General features: G+C 41.2%; 20 protein-coding genes. 16 read left to right on the forward strand and 4 right to left on the reverse strand.

Annotated features, from left to right (window positions below; translation table 11 throughout):
* The coding region (locus tag IKL48_00315; protein MBR3603133.1) for an MFS transporter at positions 1-2452 on the forward strand (2452 nt) is incomplete at its 5' end.
* A 33-nt stretch (positions 2453-2485) separates the two neighbouring features.
* Here IKL48_00315 and IKL48_00320 read toward each other — a convergent pair.
* Complete coding sequence (locus tag IKL48_00320) at positions 2486-3301, reverse strand: PHP domain-containing protein (protein ID MBR3603134.1); 816 nt, start codon at positions 3299-3301, stop codon at positions 2486-2488.
* Complete coding sequence (locus IKL48_00325; protein ID MBR3603135.1) at positions 3301-3525, reverse strand: NifU family protein; 225 nt, start codon at positions 3523-3525, stop codon at positions 3301-3303. The genes IKL48_00320 and IKL48_00325 overlap by 1 nt, the downstream gene beginning before the upstream one ends.
* A 147-nt stretch (positions 3526-3672) precedes the next feature.
* Between IKL48_00325 and IKL48_00330 the strand changes: the two genes are divergently transcribed.
* The 11 genes from IKL48_00330 (at position 3673) to IKL48_00380 (ending at position 14494) form a co-directional block, all read left to right on the forward strand.
* Entirely contained in the window at positions 3673-4140 is a 468-nt protein-coding gene (locus tag IKL48_00330) for an SH3 domain-containing protein (GenBank protein MBR3603136.1), read from the forward strand.
* A 45-nt stretch (positions 4141-4185) separates the two neighbouring features.
* Positions 4186-4656 (forward strand): hypothetical protein, encoded by a 471-nt coding sequence (locus IKL48_00335; protein MBR3603137.1) that lies wholly within the window; start codon positions 4186-4188, stop codon positions 4654-4656.
* A gap of 129 nt (positions 4657-4785) precedes the next feature.
* Positions 4786-5424: a hypothetical protein gene (locus tag IKL48_00340; GenBank protein MBR3603138.1), complete on the forward strand. Its 639-nt coding sequence runs from the start codon at positions 4786-4788 to the stop codon at positions 5422-5424.
* Between the two features lie 177 nt (positions 5425-5601).
* Positions 5602-8199 carry a preprotein translocase subunit SecA gene (gene secA / locus IKL48_00345; GenBank protein ID MBR3603139.1) on the forward strand — a complete coding sequence of 866 codons (2598 nt, stop codon included), beginning with the start codon at positions 5602-5604 and terminating at the stop codon, positions 8197-8199.
* Positions 8196-8648: a hypothetical protein gene (locus IKL48_00350; GenBank protein MBR3603140.1), complete on the forward strand. Its 453-nt coding sequence runs from the start codon at positions 8196-8198 to the stop codon at positions 8646-8648. Before secA ends, IKL48_00350 begins: the two co-directional genes overlap by 4 nt.
* An 8-nt stretch (positions 8649-8656) precedes the next feature.
* The gene (lnt, locus tag IKL48_00355; GenBank protein ID MBR3603141.1) at positions 8657-10267 is read left to right on the forward strand and encodes an apolipoprotein N-acyltransferase; all 1611 of its coding nucleotides are present in this window, start codon (positions 8657-8659) and stop codon (positions 10265-10267) included.
* A complete protein-coding gene (gene prfB, locus IKL48_00360; protein MBR3603142.1) occupies positions 10260-11378 on the forward strand; it encodes a peptide chain release factor 2 in 1119 nt (372 codons plus the stop codon). The genes lnt and prfB overlap by 8 nt, the downstream gene beginning before the upstream one ends.
* A complete protein-coding gene (hemW, locus tag IKL48_00365) occupies positions 11375-12466 on the forward strand; it encodes a radical SAM family heme chaperone HemW (protein MBR3603143.1) in 1092 nt (363 codons plus the stop codon). Before prfB ends, hemW begins: the two co-directional genes overlap by 4 nt.
* A 3-nt stretch (positions 12467-12469) precedes the next feature.
* Entirely contained in the window at positions 12470-13189 is a 720-nt protein-coding gene (locus IKL48_00370; protein ID MBR3603144.1) for a coenzyme F420-0:L-glutamate ligase, read from the forward strand.
* Complete coding sequence (gene mscL, locus IKL48_00375; GenBank protein ID MBR3603145.1) at positions 13186-13647, forward strand: large conductance mechanosensitive channel protein MscL; 462 nt, start codon at positions 13186-13188, stop codon at positions 13645-13647. Before IKL48_00370 ends, mscL begins: the two co-directional genes overlap by 4 nt.
* Positions 13648-13699: 52 nt before the next feature.
* The gene (locus IKL48_00380; GenBank protein ID MBR3603146.1) at positions 13700-14494 is read left to right on the forward strand and encodes a hypothetical protein; all 795 of its coding nucleotides are present in this window, start codon (positions 13700-13702) and stop codon (positions 14492-14494) included.
* A gap of 19 nt (positions 14495-14513) precedes the next feature.
* On the opposite strand, the gene IKL48_00385 is transcribed toward IKL48_00380, so the two are convergent.
* Positions 14514-14954 (reverse strand): hypothetical protein, encoded by a 441-nt coding sequence (locus IKL48_00385; protein MBR3603147.1) that lies wholly within the window; start codon positions 14952-14954, stop codon positions 14514-14516.
* 9 nt (positions 14955-14963) lie between these two features.
* The gene (locus IKL48_00390; GenBank protein MBR3603148.1) at positions 14964-15830 is read right to left on the reverse strand and encodes a bifunctional 5,10-methylenetetrahydrofolate dehydrogenase/5,10-methenyltetrahydrofolate cyclohydrolase; all 867 of its coding nucleotides are present in this window, start codon (positions 15828-15830) and stop codon (positions 14964-14966) included.
* Positions 15831-15997: 167 nt separating this feature from the next.
* Between IKL48_00390 and IKL48_00395 the strand changes: the two genes are divergently transcribed.
* From IKL48_00395 to cysS, 4 genes are read left to right on the forward strand one after another with little or no spacing between them, the layout of a single operon-like run.
* Positions 15998-16954: a hypothetical protein gene (locus IKL48_00395; protein MBR3603149.1), complete on the forward strand. Its 957-nt coding sequence runs from the start codon at positions 15998-16000 to the stop codon at positions 16952-16954.
* A gap of 1 nt (position 16955) precedes the next feature.
* The gene (ispD, locus tag IKL48_00400) at positions 16956-18104 is read left to right on the forward strand and encodes a 2-C-methyl-D-erythritol 4-phosphate cytidylyltransferase (GenBank protein MBR3603150.1); all 1149 of its coding nucleotides are present in this window, start codon (positions 16956-16958) and stop codon (positions 18102-18104) included.
* A gap of 2 nt (positions 18105-18106) precedes the next feature.
* The gene (locus tag IKL48_00405; protein ID MBR3603151.1) at positions 18107-18709 is read left to right on the forward strand and encodes a hypothetical protein; all 603 of its coding nucleotides are present in this window, start codon (positions 18107-18109) and stop codon (positions 18707-18709) included.
* On the forward strand, positions 18696-20093 hold the full coding sequence (cysS, locus tag IKL48_00410) for a cysteine--tRNA ligase (protein MBR3603152.1): 1398 nt from the start codon (positions 18696-18698) through the stop codon (positions 20091-20093). The genes IKL48_00405 and cysS overlap by 14 nt, the downstream gene beginning before the upstream one ends.
* Positions 20094-20108: the final 15 nt, after the last annotated feature.

A 20108-nucleotide genomic window follows, 5' to 3' on the forward strand; every position in this document is an offset into this window, starting at 1 on the left:
AGCAGCTTTTGCCTTGAAACAAGCGCAGACGAAGATGTACTGGCAAAGAGCAGGCATGCCGATTATTGGCACGCTCAAAAATGCATGGGGAACATTAACAGAAGGCAATTACCTCTATAACATTGCCCCGATCCGCTTTGCTAGAAATAAATATTATGCTCAACATAAAGCGTCTGCTGGCAGTGTAGCGGAAACCGTTAAAGCGTGGACTCCTCAAGAGATTGCAGTTCGTAATTTGGCCAAAGGTTTTGTTTTTAACACCGGCAAAGGAATTAAGGGTTTTGTAAACCGCATGTTAGGCCGCGAGAGCGACCCTATCTTGGCCGGGCTTCAAACGCAGATCGAAAAAGTTTTATTGGCTCGTATGCCCGGAGCGAAGGCTTTAGGCATTCGCCCGCACAGTTCTTTCCTTAACAGGGTGGAGGCTCATTATGCCGCCAAAAAATATACAAAAGTAGCCAAAGCCTTATTGTTGGAAGCAAAGAAAGAGGCGTTGCAAGAGTATATTGCTACCTATGGTGAAGCGTTTGAACTTTTCTATAAAGATCAAAATTTTGTTAATATCTATTTACAAAAAATAGAAGATTCTTTGGCTGCTTCTTCCGCCTTACCTCAGGAAATTAAGACAACGGTATTAAGCCAAATGTCTGCCAATTTCCAAAATAGCAGCACTTTGCATGTGCCGGTTTATAACGAAAAAAACAACTTGGTAGGAACTTTGCCTGTAGAACGTCCGGCAGGAATGAAAATCAGCAACAACCAATCCTACTATATTGTTTATTCTCTGAAGAAAGAAGGTTATGTGGGGGAAATGTTCTTTTGGGAAGGGGCAAAAGGAGAGAAAGCCTTTACTACCGGTAAGCAAGTATTAGTTCGTTCGGATATTCCCTTAGAAATAACAAAGAACCAAGTAGTTCGCGCCTCCTCTTTCGGATTAAAGAAAGCGGCAGAAGGGTTGTTGATGATTAACAACCGCGTTTGGCCGATGTTTGCTTTGTACTTGTTAGCAGGTATGGGCAACGTCACCACCGTTATTGCCACTTTTGCAAAAGATTCTTTTACTTTGAGCAATACGGAAATGTATTTGATGGGTGGTGTTTCCTCTGTTGTCATGGGTATTATCAGTCTTTTTGCAGGGGTATTGCAAAATAGATGGATGTTTACTAAAAAAGACGGCAAAATAGTATATAACGAAAAAAGAGGGCGTTTGCTTACCACCAATATTGGTTTGGTGTCTGCCGTAATAGCCTTTGTCTTGCCTTGGGCAGGAGGTATGGGTGGACTTATGGGAGAGGCCTTCCTCTATAAGAAATATTTATTATTTGCCTCCTTCTTCTTGTTGGGTATTTCCGGTGCATTTTTGGACGTATCTATGAAGCCTACATTGATGGCGGTCAGCCCTCGCGGTGTATACCAAGATCGCGTAGGAAGCCTTAGCGTCTTTAAACAAATCGTCGGTAATGCTTCCAATTATATTGTTCCGCCGTTGGCTATGGCTGTTGCCATGTTTATTGGCACACAATGGGACTGGACGATTTTCTTCCCCTTATATACCGGCATGAGTATTGGTATTGCCGGGCTGTATAACATCTTCAAAATGAAAGAGCAGACTTTGGCGGAAAAAGAACCGACCAGTCCTAAAGAAATGTTATCCATTAAGAAAATGTTTAAAGAATTAACCGGAAAAGAGAAATATAATAAGTTAATTCGTCGAGGTGTTGCTGCGGTGGCTTTCCACGGGGCCAACATGAGTATTTTTGGTATGTTTGTTAACAACTTGATGAAAGACCATTATGATGCCTTTAGTATTACGCAGTTGTATAATGCAGATACGGGTGGCGGCATATTTAACATGTTAGCTCAAACATGGGAAGTAATGTCTTCTTCTTGGTTAGGGCAATCTATGCTTTACTTTACCGTTCCTATCATCGTTGGTCGTGTGTTAGGTACCAAATTAATGAAGAATGAAAGCAATTTCTTCGGATTAATGGGAAAAATAAGCGGTGGTACTTTGTTAAAAATCAGCATTGCTTTGGTAGCGGCAGGTATTGCTTTGGTGAATGCTCCTTTATGGAGTCTGCAAGTGGCAGGGGTGGTCTCTTTGGCCTTAGGTTTGACCAATATCTCTCCCATTATTACCGGATATTTAACAGATCAAACGCGCAAAACCTCTGATGCGGTCTCTGCCTTAATGTCAGGATCATCCATTCTGTCCTTTACCATTAGCACGATTTTTGGTGTAATTTTGGATGTTGTATCCGGTGGATCTTTCCTCTATTCGTGGGCACCGTTTCTGATACCGACTTTCTTGTCGATATACTTATACCAATTCGGTAGCGTAATGAATAAAAGATCTTTAGAAACGACGGAAGAAGAACTGAAGGAAATCTTGAAGAAAAAAGAAGCTGAAACAGCAGTTAAACAAAAGAACGATACTGCCGAAACTCATTAATCCATAAATAAAATTCCGGCTTAGGCCGGAATTTTATTTGTCTAAAAGTTTTCGTAATAATCTATCAGAATAAGGAATGGGAATATTCATGCCCAAAGAAGTAATCCTGCCGGCATGAGGGCCATGATAATCTGATCCGCCTGTGGCAAATAAATCATATTTTCGGGCGATTTTAAGGAGTTCTTGTTTTAATGTATAACTGTGTGAAGGATAAAAAACTTCCAGCCCGTCTAGTCCTGCCTCTTTCCATGCCGGAAAATTCCATACCTCTTGCACCAGTCCCGGATGTGCCATAACAGCCATACCTCCGGCTTTTATAATTTGAATAATCGCTTCTATTACACTGACTCCTGCGGAAGGAACATAGCCTACTTGACCGGGAATTAAAAATTTGCGAAAACCCTCCTGACGAGAGGGAACAATCTTTTTCTTTTTTAAGGCATCAGCCACATGCGCTCTGGAAACGGTGTTAGGGGCTAAGGAAAAAACATCTTCTTCCGTCAAATCTACGCCGCTAGCGGCAATTTGCCGAATAATTTGTCGAATGCGGTTTTGTCTGTTTTGGCGATTTTGGGCTAAAAAATCTTGAAAATCTTTATTATGAATATCAATATTGTAGCCTAAGAAGTGAAGGTGGTCGTGGTCTCGAGTGCTGATTTCTACTGCCGGCACAAAATCTAACGCTCTTTTTTGACAAGCTGCTTGAGCAGCAGGTACTCCGTCAGTAGTGTCGTGATCGGCTAATGCGAACAGTTTTACCCCCGCTTTCCACGCCTCATAAGACACATCTTCCGGAGAAGATGTGCCATCTGAGAAAAAGGAATGGGTGTGTAAATCTGCCTTTAGCATTATACGCGTTCAACGGCAGTGACACCGGGTACTACTTCTTTAATTTTGCGTTCTACTACGGCTTTTAACGTCATTTGAGCAGCCGGGCAACCGCCACAACGTCCGCGAAGGCCTACCGTCACAATACCGGTTTTTTCATCTACACCGATTAACTGAATGTCACCCCCATCGGATTGCAAAATAGGGCGGATTTGTTCTATTACGGCTTCTACTTGTTCTTTCATAGTTATTTCTCCAAATCAAGATTTCTTTTATTATATCTTTTTTCTGTTTGTTTCAGGCATAGAGATATCTATTGCAAAAACAGCCCCAATATTTGCTATACTTTTTGGTGAAGAGATATGTAGTTATTATTAAGGAGAAACTTTGCTATGAAAAAAATGGTAGCTCTTGCCTTGATGTTTTGTTTTGTTTCCGCGCCGGTTTTTGCTCAAAAATATGCCAGCGTTAATACGACTAAAGCCAACATTCGCACTTGTGCCGGTACGAAATGTGCGGTAAAATGGTATGCGTGGAAATATACCCCTGTTATTATGGTGAAAGCCAGCGATGACAAACAATGGGTATTGATCAAAGATTTTGAAGGTTTTAACGGCTGGATTTCCGCTTCCTTGCTTAGCCCCAATGGTGCTATGTCTGCTAAAGTGGATTTGAACGTGCGCAAAGGACCCGGCGTCAGCAACGAAATCGTCTGCACTGTAGAAAAAGGATATACCTTTAAATATTTGTCCAAAAAAGGCTCTTGGATTGAAGTAGAAGATGCTCCTGAAAATGCCAAAGAAGGCAAATGTCATGGATGGATCTATAACCAAAATTTGTGGGGTTTCTTTAAACAATAAGCCTCTGCCTTGCTTTGTGTCTTTGTAAAAAGATACAATATAAGTATGAAGAAAATTTTAGTCCTTATAACCGTAGTAAGTGTTGTAGCTTGCGCTTTTTGTGCGATGCGTAAGGTGCGTGAAGCTCGTTTCCACGTGACGGGAACGGTGACCGTGCCGGCGCGCTTGGCCAAAGTGGCGGAAACGGATAATAATTCCTGCACGATTATCGTGAAAAACGCCGCCGATGTGCCTGTAGCCATTAAACGCGTAGTTAATCCGAAATTTCCGTTGCAGTTTCAATTGGAAGAAGAAGATTTGTTGGCTACCACTTTAGAAGGGGATTTAAAATTAGAAGTACAAATCAACAGTCATGGCAAATTGGGTGTCATTAAAGAAGGCGATATTTTTGGCTCAGCTTCCAAAACTATCAAATCTAATGCAAAAGATGTTATCGTTCAAGCAGATAAAATGACCGGTATGCCCAGACTAGCGCGTAATGCACGGGGTAATTTTTTCCGAACAGCCGCGCGTTAAACAAAAAAGCAATTTTAAACCCGCCTTTTACGGCGGGTTTTTTAATCTCTGTTTTGGAAAAATATAAAAATCTTGACGAGCGTGTTAATAAAACGCACAATGAAGTAAAATCTTTATGCAAGGGGAAATATGTCTAAAATTTGGTTATTTTGTTTTTTGTTTTTTCTCTCTCCGTTTTTGCCGGCTCAGGAAAATACAATTTTGGGGCAAGAAGACGTGTGGAAGGCTTTTCAGCAATACAACCCGGTTTCTTTGCAGAAAGCCTCGTTGTTTCCTGAATATGATGCTTTGTTGCGGCAGGTGGCGTCTTCTTTCTCTGCGCCACGTACATTGGAAAATGAGGTGGAATTAATTGCTTTGGTTAAGAACTTTGACAATTCCATCATTCTTCACTCCATAGGGCAAGAATATGCAGAATCCAAAACATGGCAAATAGCGTCTGGAACGATGCCGTCTGCCGTACAAGAAGAAAAAATGTTTCAGGATTTGATAGGGGTGGTGGAATCTCTTTTTAAAAACACATTGGAAGTTAAGAAAATACAAATATCTCTCTATAAAGAAAAAATAAAAGAAGTTAAAAAACAACAAGAACTTTTGCCTCAAGATAAAAAAGAGCAAATTGAAAATATAAAAGAGGAAATAAAAAAAGTGAAAAAAGAGATAAAAGAACTTCGAAAAAATAATAAACAAAAAATCCGAGATACCGCTCAAAAATACTTTTCAGATATTAAATCCTCTTACCAAACAGAGCAAAAAATTTATTTTTAAAAGAAAAATAATATAGCCAAAAAATATATTTCTTGATCCGAAAAGGCCCATTAAGCAAGAAATGAGGTTTAATTTGGCAAAATTTGCGGGTAAAAGTTGCAGTTTGCTTGCATAAATTGATTTAATGTAAGAGTAGGAGATTCTAAAGACAATTTTTAATTTTTTAAAGGAATTTTTATGATCAGATTAGTAATAGATAAAGTATTTGGTACCAAAAGCGAACGCGACCTCAAAAAAATCCAACATTATGTAGATCAAGCAAATGCTTTTTCAAACACGATAGAATCTCTTTCCGATGAGCAACTTAAAGACAAGACGCAAGAATTTAAAAACAGACTCTCTGCCGGCGAAACATTAGACGATATTTTGCCGGAGGCTTTTGCCGTAGTAAGAGAGGCGGCCAAACGTGTAATCGGATTAAGACCGTATGATGTGCAATTTTTAGGCGGTATTGTACTGCATCAAGGTAAAATTGCTGAAATGGGTACCGGTGAAGGAAAAACCTTAGTGGCTGTTTTGCCCTCCTATTTAAATGCTTTAACGGGCAAAGGGGTGCATGTTGTCACCGTAAACGATTATTTGGCCCGCCGTGACCGTCAATGGATGGGCCCTATTCATGAATTTTTAGGTCTTACTGTTGGTTATATCAATCACGATATGCCCAATCATGAAAGACGTGAGATGTATGCCAAAGATATCACTTACGTCACGAACAATGAATTAGGTTTTGACTATTTGCGTGATAACATGGTTATTACTAAAGAAGAAAGAGTCTTGCGCCCATTAAATTATTGTATCGTAGACGAAGTAGATTCTATTTTAATTGACGAAGCCCGCACGCCTTTGATTATCTCCGGTCCGTCAGAGCAAAGCACCGATAAATACTATATCGTAAACCGTTTGATTCCTTCTTTGAAAGTTCGTTTAATTACCGAAAATGATGAAGTAAAAGCCAAATACGAACAAATTGATTTAGCAGCCGGTTATGACGGGATTGTAGATGAAAAAAATCATACGGCCACTTTGACGGAAAGTGGTATTGCTAAGGCAGAAAAATTTTTAAACGTCACCAATTTGTATGATGATGTGCAATCTGAATGGGTGCACCATATTAACCAAGCCTTGCGCGCGCATCACTTGTACGAAAAAGATGTAGATTATGTGGTAAAAGATGGTGAAGTGGTGATTGTGGACGAATTTACGGGGCGTTTGATGCCGGGCCGTCGTTGGAGTGACGGTTTGCATCAATCGGTGGAAGCAAAAGAAGGCCTGCAAATAAAAGAAGAGAACCAAACTTTGGCCACCATTACCTTCCAAAATTTCTTTAAATTATATCAAAAACTTTCTGGTATGACGGGTACCGCCATGACGGAAGCCAATGAGTTTTGGCAAATTTATAAATTAGACGTGGTGGAAATCCGCCCGAATCGTCCCTCCAAAAGACAAGATTTTCCGGATTTGGTCTTTTTAACGGAAAAAGATAAGTTTAATGCTATCGTGGCAGAAATTGAAGAATTGTGGAAACACGGTGCACCGGTGTTGGTGGGTACGCGTTCTATCGAAAAATCTGAAAAGTTGGGGCATATGCTTCGTGCCAAAGGCATTCCGCATAAAGTATTGAATGCTAAATATCATGAAATGGAAGCCCAAATCATTAGCCAAGCCGGCCGCAAAGGAGCAGTCACGATTGCAACCAACATGGCCGGACGCGGTACGGATATTGTATTGGGCGGAAGTCCGGCCGATAAAGCCGAGCAAGAATATGTCGTTAATCAGGGCGGGTTGCATGTAATTGGTACAGAAAGACACGAAAGCCGCCGCATTGATAATCAGTTGCGCGGTCGTTGTGCCCGTCAGGGAGATCCGGGTTGTTCCCGCTTTTACATCTCTTTGGAAGATGAACTGATGCGTTTGTTTGCCAATACGGTTAAGATCAGTTCTATTTTAAGTACGTTGGGTATGAAAGAAGGAGAGGCGATAGAATCTCGTCTGATGAGCCGCCAGATTGAAGGGGCTCAGCGTATGGTGGAAGGGCATAACTTTGATATCCGTAAACATTTGTTGGATTATGACAAAGTGATGAACCAGCAACGTACGGCTATTTATGGCTTGCGCAATGCTATCTTAGACGGGGAAGACATGACCAACACCGTTTTGCGCATGATTGAAGAAGTTGTGGAAGAAATTGTTGGTACGTATTTCTTCCCGCGTGATTTGGCAAAATGTAATTTTGAAACACTTAACATTACCTTGCGTTCATTATTCCCGCATGCATTTGATTATAATGAACAAAACACCAAAGATAAAACGCAGGAGACTTTGGTTGTTGAAATCTTGGCTATCGTTGAAAAATTATATCATCAAAGAGCCGACGTTTTTGCTTCTCAGAATGTCAATTTTGCGGAATTGGAACGCATGCTTTTGCTTCAAATTATTGACAATGCCTGGAAGCAAAATTTGTATGAGTTGGACCAATTAAAAAGCAGTGTCAGTTTGCGTGGATATGCACAGAAAGATCCTTTGATTGAGTATCAAAAAGAAGCCTACAAACTGTATGCTGCCATGATGAATAAAGTGCGTGATTTGATGGTGGGTTATATTTTCCGCTTGCAGTTGCCACCGGTGCGGCAAGCTGTTTCTGCCAATAAGCAGAAAAGCCCTGCTGCTAAAAAATCCTCCGCACAAGAAGATTCTTCTTATAAAATAGGGAGAAACGATCCTTGTCCTTGCGGAAGCGGTAAAAAATATAAAAAATGTTGTGGAGTGGAAAAATGAAAAAAGTAAAAGGAGTTCTTTTGTTGATTTGTTCCATAGCTGCTATTTTATTAGCGCTTACTTTCTATTCTCGTCGTAGCACAATAGAGGTGGAAATGCCTTTGCTGACCAAGTCTATGGTGGACGAAAGATTGAAAGAAATGGAAAAGAGCGAAAAGCGCCGCCAAACGGCACAAGAGGCTCATCGTCGGGCAGAATTGGAAGAGCGTTTGATTTCTTGCCAAACGGATGAAGATTGTATCATCGTGGATAAAGATCCTTGTGGTTGTTTAAAAGGACCGGAAGGAGTGACGGCTATTAATGCCACCATGACGATGGAGTTTTCTAAAATGATGGAATCTTTGTTTGCTAAGGCTACATCTTGTCCTTCGGTGGGATCTTCTGAGAGAGAATGTTCCGCTACGGCTCGTCCTGCCTGTGTAAAAAATTCCTGTAAAATTGTTTATTAGGTAGTGCAATGAGTCCGATTCGTCGTCAATTTTTAACTGAACAAAAAGCCGAAAAAGAGTCTGTCTCTTTTTTGGCTTTTTTTGTAAAAAAATTATTATTTGTTTTGTTTTTGTTGCTCTGTACAGTATCTTCTGCCCTTTTATTCAAATATGCTTATCCTCAACATTCTTATAGCCTTTTAGCATGGTTGGCCTTGTCTCCGTTTGTCTGTGCTTTGATACGCTTAAAATCTTTTTGGAGTTCTGTTTTCTACTCGTGGTTAACGGGAACTTGTGTCTATGCCGGTTTGTATTATTGGGTGTATGTCACTTGTGTAGAAGGTGGCGGGCTCAGTGTGCCGATGGGCGTTTTTTGTTGGATAGGTTTGAGTTTTATAATGGCTGTTCAATTTGCTATTTTTGGCGGAAGTTGTTTTTATCTAAAAAAAATAAAAAGCCTTTTTGCCATATTAGCGGCATTAGGGTGGGCTGCTTTGGAATGGGCTCATGAAATGTTGGCCACTTATTCGTTGGGGTTTCCGTGGTTTTCTTTGGGTTATTCTCAATGGAATTTGCCTCAAGTTATTCAGATTGCCTCGTTTACAGGTACAACAGGTATCAGTGCATTAATCGCTTTTTGTTCCGTTAGTGTTGGGCAAGCCTTTGCCATGCCCCAACTAAAACGCGGTATTATGCAAATGTTTTTGGCAGCGGCTGTTTTTTTGGCAACGTATGGATACGGTGCATATGTATTGGCCCAACCGCAACCTCGCTCTCTTTTGCGTTTGCAGGCCGCTCTGATGCAACCCAATATTGATCAATACAAAAAATGGAGTTCTGAGTTTGAACAGGAAATAATGGATACGATTGCTCAAATGGGTGCAGAGTTGGAAGGGAAAAATTTAATGCTTACCATATGGCCCGAAAGTGTAAGTCCGGGACCTGTGCAAGAAGAACCTTATTTTTCCCTGTTTAACGATTTGGCTCAGTTTTCCGGAGCTTGGCAATTAGTGGGTAGTAATCGCCAAGAAGGGCAACAACAATATGTCAGTGCCTTTATGTTTTCCACGCAAGAGGAATTCCCTTTTTATGATAAAGTACATTTGGTTCCTTTTGGAGAATATATCCCCTTTCGAAATATAATCCAACGGCTTTTCCCACAGATAGAAATATTGGGTGCTTTGGGCTCTTTTCAAAAGGGAAAATGGGACCAGCCTTTGTTGGCCGTTTCGCAAATTCCTTTCGGAACCACCATTTGTTATGAGTCTATCTTTTCTTCCCGTTGGAGAAGTCAGGCTCGTGCTGGGGCCAAGTTTTTTGTAAATATTACCAATGATGCGTGGTTTTTTGATACAGATGCTCCCTATCAACACTTAGCGATTTCTGTGTTAAGAGCAGCCGAACTGGGGGTGCCTGTATTGCGCGCGGCTAATACCGGCATTTCTGCGGTTATTTCTGCCAAAGGTCAAATTTTATCCCGTACACAATTAAATACAAGAGATATTTTGTGGGCAGGAGTGCCGCTTGCTCTTAGCATGGAAGAAACTTTTTACACGCGTTGGGGAGATTGGTTCCCATGGGTCTGCGCTGCTATTTACTTTACTATTTTACTTTCGGTGATGGTTTTTTCTTATGAATAATATTGAATTTAAAGATATAGAAAATATGCTTGGTATTTTAACGGAGCGTATCCAAAAAATCGGCCAAATGGAAAATATTCCTGCTAAAGAAAAAGAGTTGGCCTCTGTGCAATCTTTAGCGTCGGAACCCGATTTTTGGGAGGATAACCAAAAAGCTAAAACCATTACCCAAAAAATAGACAGTTTGAAAAATGCAATAGAAACTTACGTCTGTTTGGTAAAGCAGTTGGAAGATAACCAAACTTTGTATGAACTCTCTCGCGAAATGCAAGATGAAAAAGAATTACCTGTCTTAGATGCCGCATTAAAAGAACTTGAAAAACAAGTTGAAAAAAAAGAATTTGAAATTACCTTATCTCATCCACATGACAAATTAAGGGCTATTTTGACTATTCATGCCGGAGCCGGCGGTACGGAATCTTGTGATTGGGCGCAAATGTTGTTGCGCATGTACACTCGCTGGGCCGAACAGCATAATATGAAAATATCCATCACAGATGTTCTGCCGGGAGAAGAAGCCGGTATCAAAAATGCATCTATTATTGTAGAAGGCCCGTACGCTTACGGATATTTAAAAGGGGAGAACGGAGTGCACCGCTTGGTGCGCGTATCTCCTTTTGATGCCAATGCCCGCAGACATACTTCTTTTGCATCGGTAGACGTTTTGCCGGATATAGAAGATGAAATTAATATTGAAATTCCGGAAAAAGACATTGAGTTGGAAACCAGCCGCGCTGGTGGACACGGCGGTCAAAATGTAAACAAAGTAGAAAGCGCCGTTCGTCTGTTGCATAAACCGACCGGAATCGTAGTCTCTTGCCGTATTGAACGAAGTCAATTACAAAACCGCCAAACCGCTATGAAGATGTTAAAAGCTCGTTTATATGAAATGGAATTAGATAAAAAACGCGCTGAGGCGGAAAAACGTTATGGACAGAAAGGGGAGATTGCGTGGGGTCATCAGATCCGTTCCTATGTATTTATGCCTTATCAATTAGCCAAAGATTTGAGAAGCGGTTATGAAAGCGCCAATATCACAGCCGTTATGGACGGAGATTTGGATCCTTTTATTTTTGCTTACTTACGTTATGAGGCAGAGCGAAAAATATGAGCGGTCTATACCTGCATATTCCTTTTTGCCGTCAAAAATGCCACTACTGTGACTTTGTTTCTTTTGCTTGTAAAGAAGAATTAATAGACTCTTACTTATGTGCTTTAGATACGGAGGCCTCTTTATTTGGTCAACAAACATTTGACACTCTCTATATCGGCGGGGGAACACCTAGTATTTTATCGGTTAATCAATTAGATGTATTGTGTGAGATTGTTAGCCGGCATTTTGCTCCTATTTCTTCTTTTTCAGAAAGTACCGTAGAGGCCAATCCGGAAAGTTTAACACCGGAAAAATTAAAACTCTTAAAGCAACTTGGAATAAATCGTTTGAGTTTAGGCCTGCAAAGCATGAATGATTATGTGCTCAAGCGTATTGGCCGTGTGCACGATGTCAATACTTTTTTAGCTGTTTATAATCATGCCCGTCAGGTTGGTTTTGAAAATATCAGTATAGATTTGATAGCCGGTTTGCCGGAACAAAGTGAACAAGATTTCTTAACAGGTTTAAAGCAAGTTTTGGATTTGAAACCACAACACCTTTCCGTTTATGGTTTGCAGATAGAAGAAGCAACCCCTTTTGCTACGGCAGGTGTAAAAGTAGACGACGAACTGTTGCGTAAAGAGTTGGAACAAGTACATTTTATTTTACATGAGGCGGGGTTTGTTCATTATGAGATTTCCAATTTTGCGCTTCCGAATTTTGAAAGCAGGCACAATTTGGCTTATTGGAAAAATCAAGAATATTTAGGGCTGGGGCCATCGGCAGCGTCTTATCAAAAAGGCCAAAGATACAGTAATACCTCTGACTTGAGGGAATATTTGCGTTGTATGCGTTTTGGAAAACCGGCGGTTGAATTTTCCGAAAAATTAACCGGCAAGGCCAAAGAAGGTGAGGCAATTATGTTGGGGTTAAGAATGTTGGAAGGGGTGCATTTAACGCCTCATCAACAGGCGCTTTTTTCTGACGAGATAGAAGATATTTGCCAGCGTGGTCTTGTGACTTTGGAAGATGATTTACTAAAATTAACTTTTGAGGGAATGTTTTTGGCTAATCAGGCCTTCATGGCTTTTGTGGGACCGTTTTAGGGTATGAAAATTACTTCTTACCGTACGAAAATTTTTAAAGAAAATGAGGATTTATATTCCTTTATTCTTCGTTATATTGCCCAATTAAAAGAAAAGGATATTTTGGTCATTTCCTCTAAAATTATCAGTTTGTGGAAGGGCTTATCTGTGCCGTATGGTAGCTTGGCCCAAAAAGAGGCTTTGATTTGTAAAGAAAGCCAAGCCTGCTTGAAAACAAAATTAGCATGGTTGACCATCAAGTCCGGTATGGTGATGACTAATGCCGGTATAGATGAATCTAACGCCAACGGAAAGTGGCTGCTTTTGCCGGAAGATTTATATGCTTGTGCTGCAGAAATAAGAAAGGCTCTTTGCAAAATTTATCGTATTAAGAAACTAGGGGTTATTATTACTGACAGTATGATTTTACCCCTTCGAAGCGGCGTAATAGGTGCTGCTTGCGGATATGCCGGCTTTAAAGGTACACGTGACGAGAGAGGTAAGCAAGATATTTTTGGCAAACCCTTATCTGTGACGCAGGTAAACCTGGCCGATGCTTTGGCAGCAGCGGCAGCGCTGAACATGGGGGAAAGAAATGAAAGAAGACCTCTTTGTAAAATAGAAGATGCCCCTGTGTTTTTTATATCAAAAACAAACCCGTCGGAAATGATTTATCCGCCGGATCAAGATTTGTACGCACCGTTGTTTCAAGCGGTCGGACTAATAAAAAGGAGAAAAAAATGATTAAAAATGTGCTAAGTGAGTTTAAGAAATTTGTGATGCGCGGTAATGTCATTGATATGGCCGTCGGTATCATTATTGGTGGAGCCTTCACCAAAATTGTCAATTCCATGGTTTCGGATATTTTGATGCCGCCTTTGGGATTGTTGCTGGGGAAAGTAGATTTTTCTAACTGGTTTGTTGTGTTGAAACAAGGTGCGACCGAAGGCCCCTATGCTTCTTTGTCAGTAGCGCAAGCGGCCGGAGCCACCACGTTAAACATTGGTAATTGTTTAAATTCTATTATCAGCTTTTTAATTGTTGCGGCTTGTATTTTCTTCTTGATTAAAATGATTAATAAGTTAAATACTCCTAAAGAAGCAGCACCGGCTCCCGTCACTACCAAAAAATGCCCTTACTGCTGCAGCGAAATAGCATTAGAAGCGGTACGTTGTCCGCATTGTACTTCTGAGGTAAAATAGTTTTTAAAAAAGCACAAGAAAAAATCTTGTGCTTTTTTGTTAAAATAAAATTATGAGAATCTTTGCACATAGAGGCGCTAGTGCTTTTGCTCCTGCCAATTCTTTGGCAGCTTTTGCCAAAGCACGCGAAATGGGATGTGTTTGTTATGAATTGGATGTCCATTTGAGTAAAGATGGGCATTTAGTGATTCATCATGACTATAATTTGGGGTCTGATACCACTTGTAATCGTGATATCAAAGACGTCACTTTAGAAGATTTGAAACAGAGCCGTTTAGTGCATTCTTTTGACCCGTCTATCGTGGAACGTCCGCCATTGCTGCATGAAGTGTTGCCTGTGGTGGTGGAAGAATTGGAACTTTTAAATATTGAAATTAAAAACGACGACAATGTTTATCCGGGCATAGAAGAAGTGTTGTGGCGACAGTTAAATTTATTTGGTCCGGAAGCATTGACCAAAATTTTCTTTTCCAGTTTTGATTATCCTACTTTACAGCGTTTGCGCAAAATAGCGCCTGCCGCACAAATCAGTCTGTTAACTCGTCTTTTTGAACCGCAAAAAGCCCGCAATTTAGATGCTTGCAGCGTGCACATGAATAAAACCCGTATTACAAAAGAAGTGGTAGATTTGTGTCATGCGGAAGGGAGGGAAGTGTTTGTTTACACGGTCAATGACCAATACACTATGCACTCGTTGGAACGAATAGGTGTAGATGGTATTTTTACCGATACTCCCAACCTCTTTATAGAGAAGAAAAATTCTTTACCGGAAGAATTGATTAAAAAGTATACACCAATACAGTTGTCTAAGCAAACTCAAACTGCATTAAAAAAGCCCGCCATATAAGGCGGGCTTTTTAAAAGGATTAATAATCAAACTCACTGTCTGAATAACTGTCGTAGCTTGAGCTGTTTTCAGAACCGGTGTCTGCAGCCGGTGCGGCGGCGGCTCCTGCATAATATTGTTCCGGTGAGTATCTGCGCGGTCTTTCCCACAAACGTTTGGTGTTTTTATAATCTCTTTCGCTGGGTTCACCGGGTACCATCGGCTGAGTTCTGTCATCAAAGAAGTAAACATTTTTTTGCGTTTCAGGTTGGACTTCAAAGATGTAATTAGACTCAGATGCCGGTTTAGCCTCACGACGTTCGGCATAGGCCTGTTTGTCTAAATCTTCCAAATAATCTTCTTCGGTTAAATAAATTTTTTTCCGGTTGTAATTATCATCTTGCTTTTTTGAATTACCGGCACAAGCGGTTAAGCTGAAACATACTGCGACACAAAAAACAAAGTAAAACAATTTTTTCATAATCTCTCCTTAAAGTTTCCTCTCTCCTGATAATATAATGTTTTCCAGCAAACATGCAAGCGTAATAGGGCCTACCCCTCCGGGTACGGGAGAAACGCGGCAGCCTTGTTGTGTAAGTTCTTGCCATTTTGCATCTCCGCACAAGTTTCCGTTTGCATCTAAATTGGTAGCAATATCTATTACAGTGCTATTGGGGGGAGTGTTGTGTCCCGACAATAATCCGGCCTTCCCCACCGCACTGCAAATTAATTGGCAATTTTGCAGAGATGTTTTTAGATCGGTTGTAAAACTATGGCACAGTTTTACGGTCGCATTTCGGCAACTTAATAAATGGGCTAAGGGTCTTCCGACAGTGGAAGAACGACCGATAACAGCCGTTTCTATGCCTTGCAGAGAAATTTTGTGATAATCTAACAAATGCAAAACGGCCATAGCGGTACAAGGAACGAATGTATTTAAGTTTTTCACTTCTTCCCATGTCTTACACAAAAATAAATTCCCCAAAGAAATATTAGACATACCGTCAATATCTTTTTCGGGAGCGATAAAATGAGCGTAGTTGCTTTCTGCTAGAGCCTGCGGTAAAGGGCGCGCAATTAACAGAGCATCAATGTCAGGGGCTAGGGAGTTTTTTTGCAAAAGGTCCAAAAATTGCGGAACAGAAGTGTTTTTATTCACTTCGTGCACATAGGCTTTCACCCCTAATTTTTCAGCGGCCTGTACTTCTTTTTTTAAATACACATAAGCCCCATAGTCTTCTGTAGAACCGATAGCACACAGAGTGATGGGCCTTTTTAAACAATTTTGTACTCGTTCAGCTCTTTGAGCTAAACTTGCGCGTAATTGGGTAGCAAAAGTTTTTCCTTCTAAAATCATAATTATATGATATCAAATTTGTATAGATACATTCAGAGCTCTGCTAAAATCCGGCTTTAGAAAAGAACGCTGGCGCAAATAAGACTCTCCTGACAAATAGCGCGTGGAATGATAAAATATATACATACTTTTATTTTCTTAACCGGTATGTATGGTGTGCCGGATTTATGGAGGAGAGAATGCCCATTTGGATTTTTCGTTTTTCAACCTTAATCGCATTTCCGTTTTTAACGTATGACTTTATTGATAAAAACCCCGTTTATTTGGTGGGCGGTCTGCTATGTGCGCTGATTGTTATTATTGCCGAAGCCGTATTTAAACGCTTACGCTTAATTAAAATAATGATTGCCTGCTCCGGTTTTTTACTTGGTTATTTGCTTTTTGCATTTACGGAATATGCTGTAATCAATTTTTCTGCCGGTTATGAATCTTGGTGGGGAGATTATAGCCGCTATACGGAAATAGGCCTGATTATTTTTGGTGTATTGGCCTGCTTGTTTAAATCTCGTGACTTAGAAGGTCTTTCTTATAAAGGGCATCATTTGAAGATTGCCGATGTGAGTGCTTTGATGGACGGTCGTATTGTAGACTTGTGTGAAATCAACTTTCTTTCAGGGGTAATTGTGTTGCCGGTTTTTGTGTTGGAACAACTCAATAAAATGGCTGCTTCCAAAGACCCGTTGGAAAGAGCAAAAGGTCGTCGTGGCTTAGATGTGGCCAGCAGATTGCAGGAACTGAAAGAAATTTCCGTTCGTATGACTTCTAAAACCCCCAAAGCCGAAAACGATACGGAAAGAATTATCAAATTGGCCAAAAGTTTAGATGCCGAAGTAGTCACTTTAGATTTTAATGCCAATAAAATAGGCTCTTTGTATGATGTCATTGTATTGAACGTAGCAGACTTGGCTACCGCTTTAAAGCCGGTAGTTTTGCCCGGAGAAACCATGTCTTTATTTATCATGAAAGACGGTAAAGAAAAAGAGCAGGGTATCGGTTATTTAGACGATGGAACAATGGTCGTTGTGGAAGATGGCCGTAAACACATCGGTAAACGTACGGAAGTGTCTGTTTATTCCATCTTGCAAACCTCTTCCGGTCGTATGATTTTTGCCAAAGTAAAGTAGTATGGAAGAAAAATTAACCTATGCCGGCGCAGTAATTGTAGCCGGTGGACTTGGAAAAAGAATGGGGCGCCCCAAGCAACTATTGCCTTTGGCGGGCAAGCCTGTGTTGGTCCGTTCGGTAGAGGCTTTTAAAAAAATTCCCTTTGTTAAACAAATCGTTGTTGTCACTTCCGCAGAAAATCGAGAATTTTTGAAGAAATATTTTTCTGATTTGATTTATGCTTTACCGGGTCAAACGCGTTTGGCCTCCGTGATGAGTGGAGTGGCGGCTTTGGACCCTAAAATCCAAGCCATTGCCGTACATGATGGGGCAAGACCGCTGGTGGATCCTTTAGCCGCTCAAAAATGCTTATTAAGAGGATTTTGGGAAGAAGCGGCCGTTCTGGCTGTTCCTGTAAAAGATACCGTCAAACAAGTACGCAACGGACAAGTGCAACAAACTTTGCAGAGAGATTCTTTGTGGGCGGCGCAAACCCCGCAATGTTATCGGGCCAATGTGTTGCGTAAAGCCTTAGAACGGTTTGGGCATTTTCAAGATGCAACGGACGAATCTCAATTAGTGGAACGTTTGGGTGTTAGTGTAAAAATAGAAATGTCCGATTATAAAAATTTGAAGATTACTACGCCTGAAGATTTGGTGATGGCGGAGGTCTTTTTGCAAGGAGGAATGCAAGTGCGTACCGGTTTTGGATTTGATTTACATCGTATGGTAGAAGGACGTAAATTTATTATCGGCGGGATAGAAATCCCCCATAGCAAAGGTTTTTTGGGACATAGCGATGGAGATGTCGTGTTGCATGCCATTTGCGATGCGATGCTGGGCGCTTTATGCTTGGGCGAAATCGGATTGCTGTTTCCTCCTTCTGATCCCAGCATAGAAGGCATTGACAGTAAAGAAATTGCTAAAAAAGTATTAAAAATCGTTCGCCAATATCCGGCTACGCTGCAACATATTGACGCCACTCTTATTACGCAAGAGCCTAAAATCAGCCCGCATTATGAGGCGGTGCGCAAATCTTTGGCGAAAATTTTTGAAATAGATGAAAAAAATATTAGTTTCAAATCTAAAAGTCACGAGCATGTAGGCGAAATTGGGCGCGGAGAAGCCGCCATGTGCCATGCGGTGGCTACTTTGAAATTGGGAGCGTAAAAATGCAAAAAAGCCTTTTCTCTTGTTTGTTGGTGTTTTTCTTTTTAAGTGCGTGCAGCAGTGTGGATTATACCGCTCGCAAAAAATTTTCAGGTATTGATTATTCCGCTTATGAAAATCCGACTCCTGTTGTGCCTGCCGAGAACGAAGATTTTATCGGTTCTTTGCCAGACCCCAGCGTTTTGGAGGAAGGATCGGAATCCTCCGCGCAAAGCGAGTCTGAGGAGTTTCCTTCAGAAGATGAGGATTTTACTTCGGAAGAAATCGCCGCGTCTTACGGGCGTTATACGGATGTGACGGTGGTGGCGGCTGCCAAACGGGTGAAATTAGGAAGTACCGCTAATTCTAAAAATATGGCCCTGTTCCAAAAAGCATTGGACGCCGCATATAAAAAAGCCTTGCGCACCTATCGTCCTGCCGGATTTACTTATTCTATTGCCAGTGTCGGTGCCGTTAATCCGCTCTCGGATATCGAGGTGAGTTGTATTTTGTCTGAACAAGCCGCCAACGAAATAGGCCAACCGACCTGTAATCTCTTTTTCCAAACCATTATTACTCAATATAATAATTTGCTCAGAGAGGCCCAAGAAAATGCAGCTTTATAATAGTGAAAATAGACAAAAAGTAGCATTTACTCCGTTAGATGCCGCACAAGTGACGATGTATTGTTGCGGTCCTACCGTATATAATTTTGCTCATATCGGTAATATGCGCACCTATATTTTTGAAGATTTATTAGGCCGCACCATTCGTTTGCGCTATCCATTAAAACACGTAATGAATGTGACGGATGTGGGGCACTTGGTGTCCGACGCTGATGATGGTGAAGATAAGATGGAATTAGGGGCTGCACGCGAAGGGAAAAGCGCATGGGATATTGCTAAATTTTACGAAGAGAAATTCTTTGAAGATTATGACGCTTTGCATTGTACTCGTCCTACGGTCATCAGCCGCGCCACGCAACATATTAAAGAAATGATTGCTTTGGTAAAAACATTGGAAGAAAAAGGCTTTACCTATCGCACCTCTGATGGGATTTATTACGATACGTCTAAATTTCCGCGCTATGATGTCTTAGTCGGCCGCAGCCGCTTGGAAGGTTTGAAAGGTGGCGCGCGCGTGGAAATGAGCGATGAAAAGAGAAACCCGACAGATTTTGCCTTGTGGAAATTCTCTCCCAAAGACAAGCAACGCCAAATGGAATGGGACAGCCCTTGGGGTATCGGTTTTCCGGGTTGGCACGTGGAATGCTCTGCTATGGCGATGAAATATTTAGGCAAAACGATTGATATCCATTGTGGCGGTATTGATCACGTGTCTGTGCATCATACCAATGAAATTGCCCAAAGCGAAGCCGCTACGGGCCAGAAATACGTGAATTATTGGGTGCATGGAGAGTTCTTGGTTTTGCGTGCCGGCAAAATGTCTAAATCCGGAGGTACTTTTGTCACTTTGCAGACTTTGCGTGATAAAGGATATGATCCGCTGGATTACCGCTATTTGTGTTTGACGGCACATTATCGCACTCAATTGGAATTTACGTATGAATCTTTGGATTCTGCCCGCAAAAGTCTGCAAACTTTGCGCAAAGAAGCATTAAAAGCGGTCGAAGTGTCCCAAAGACAGCAAAGTGTAATTACAGACCGTTTGAATGTCACTCAAGCCAAATTTCAAGCCGCTATGGAAGATGATTTAAATGCCCCTAAGGCTTTGGCCATTGTGTGGGAAACTGTGCGCGGTGCCGAATTGAATGCGGCGGAAAAAGTGGAGTTTTTGAAATTTGCCGATGGAGTTCTCTCTTTGGACTTATTCCGTGAGGAAGAAAAAGAGGAGTCTTTGCCGGCCGAAGTAGAAGAAATTTTGCAGGCTCGTGCCGCTGCGCGCGCAGCCAAAGATTATAAAAAATCTGATGAACTACGCGATGCTTTGCGTGCGGCCGGTTATGCGGTTAAAGATACACCGCAAGGCCAACAAGTAGAAAAAATATAAGTTGATTTGGTTGGT

The organism is Elusimicrobiaceae bacterium (assembly GCA_017520185.1).
Taxonomy (GTDB): Bacteria; Elusimicrobiota; Elusimicrobia; order Elusimicrobiales; family Elusimicrobiaceae; genus Avelusimicrobium.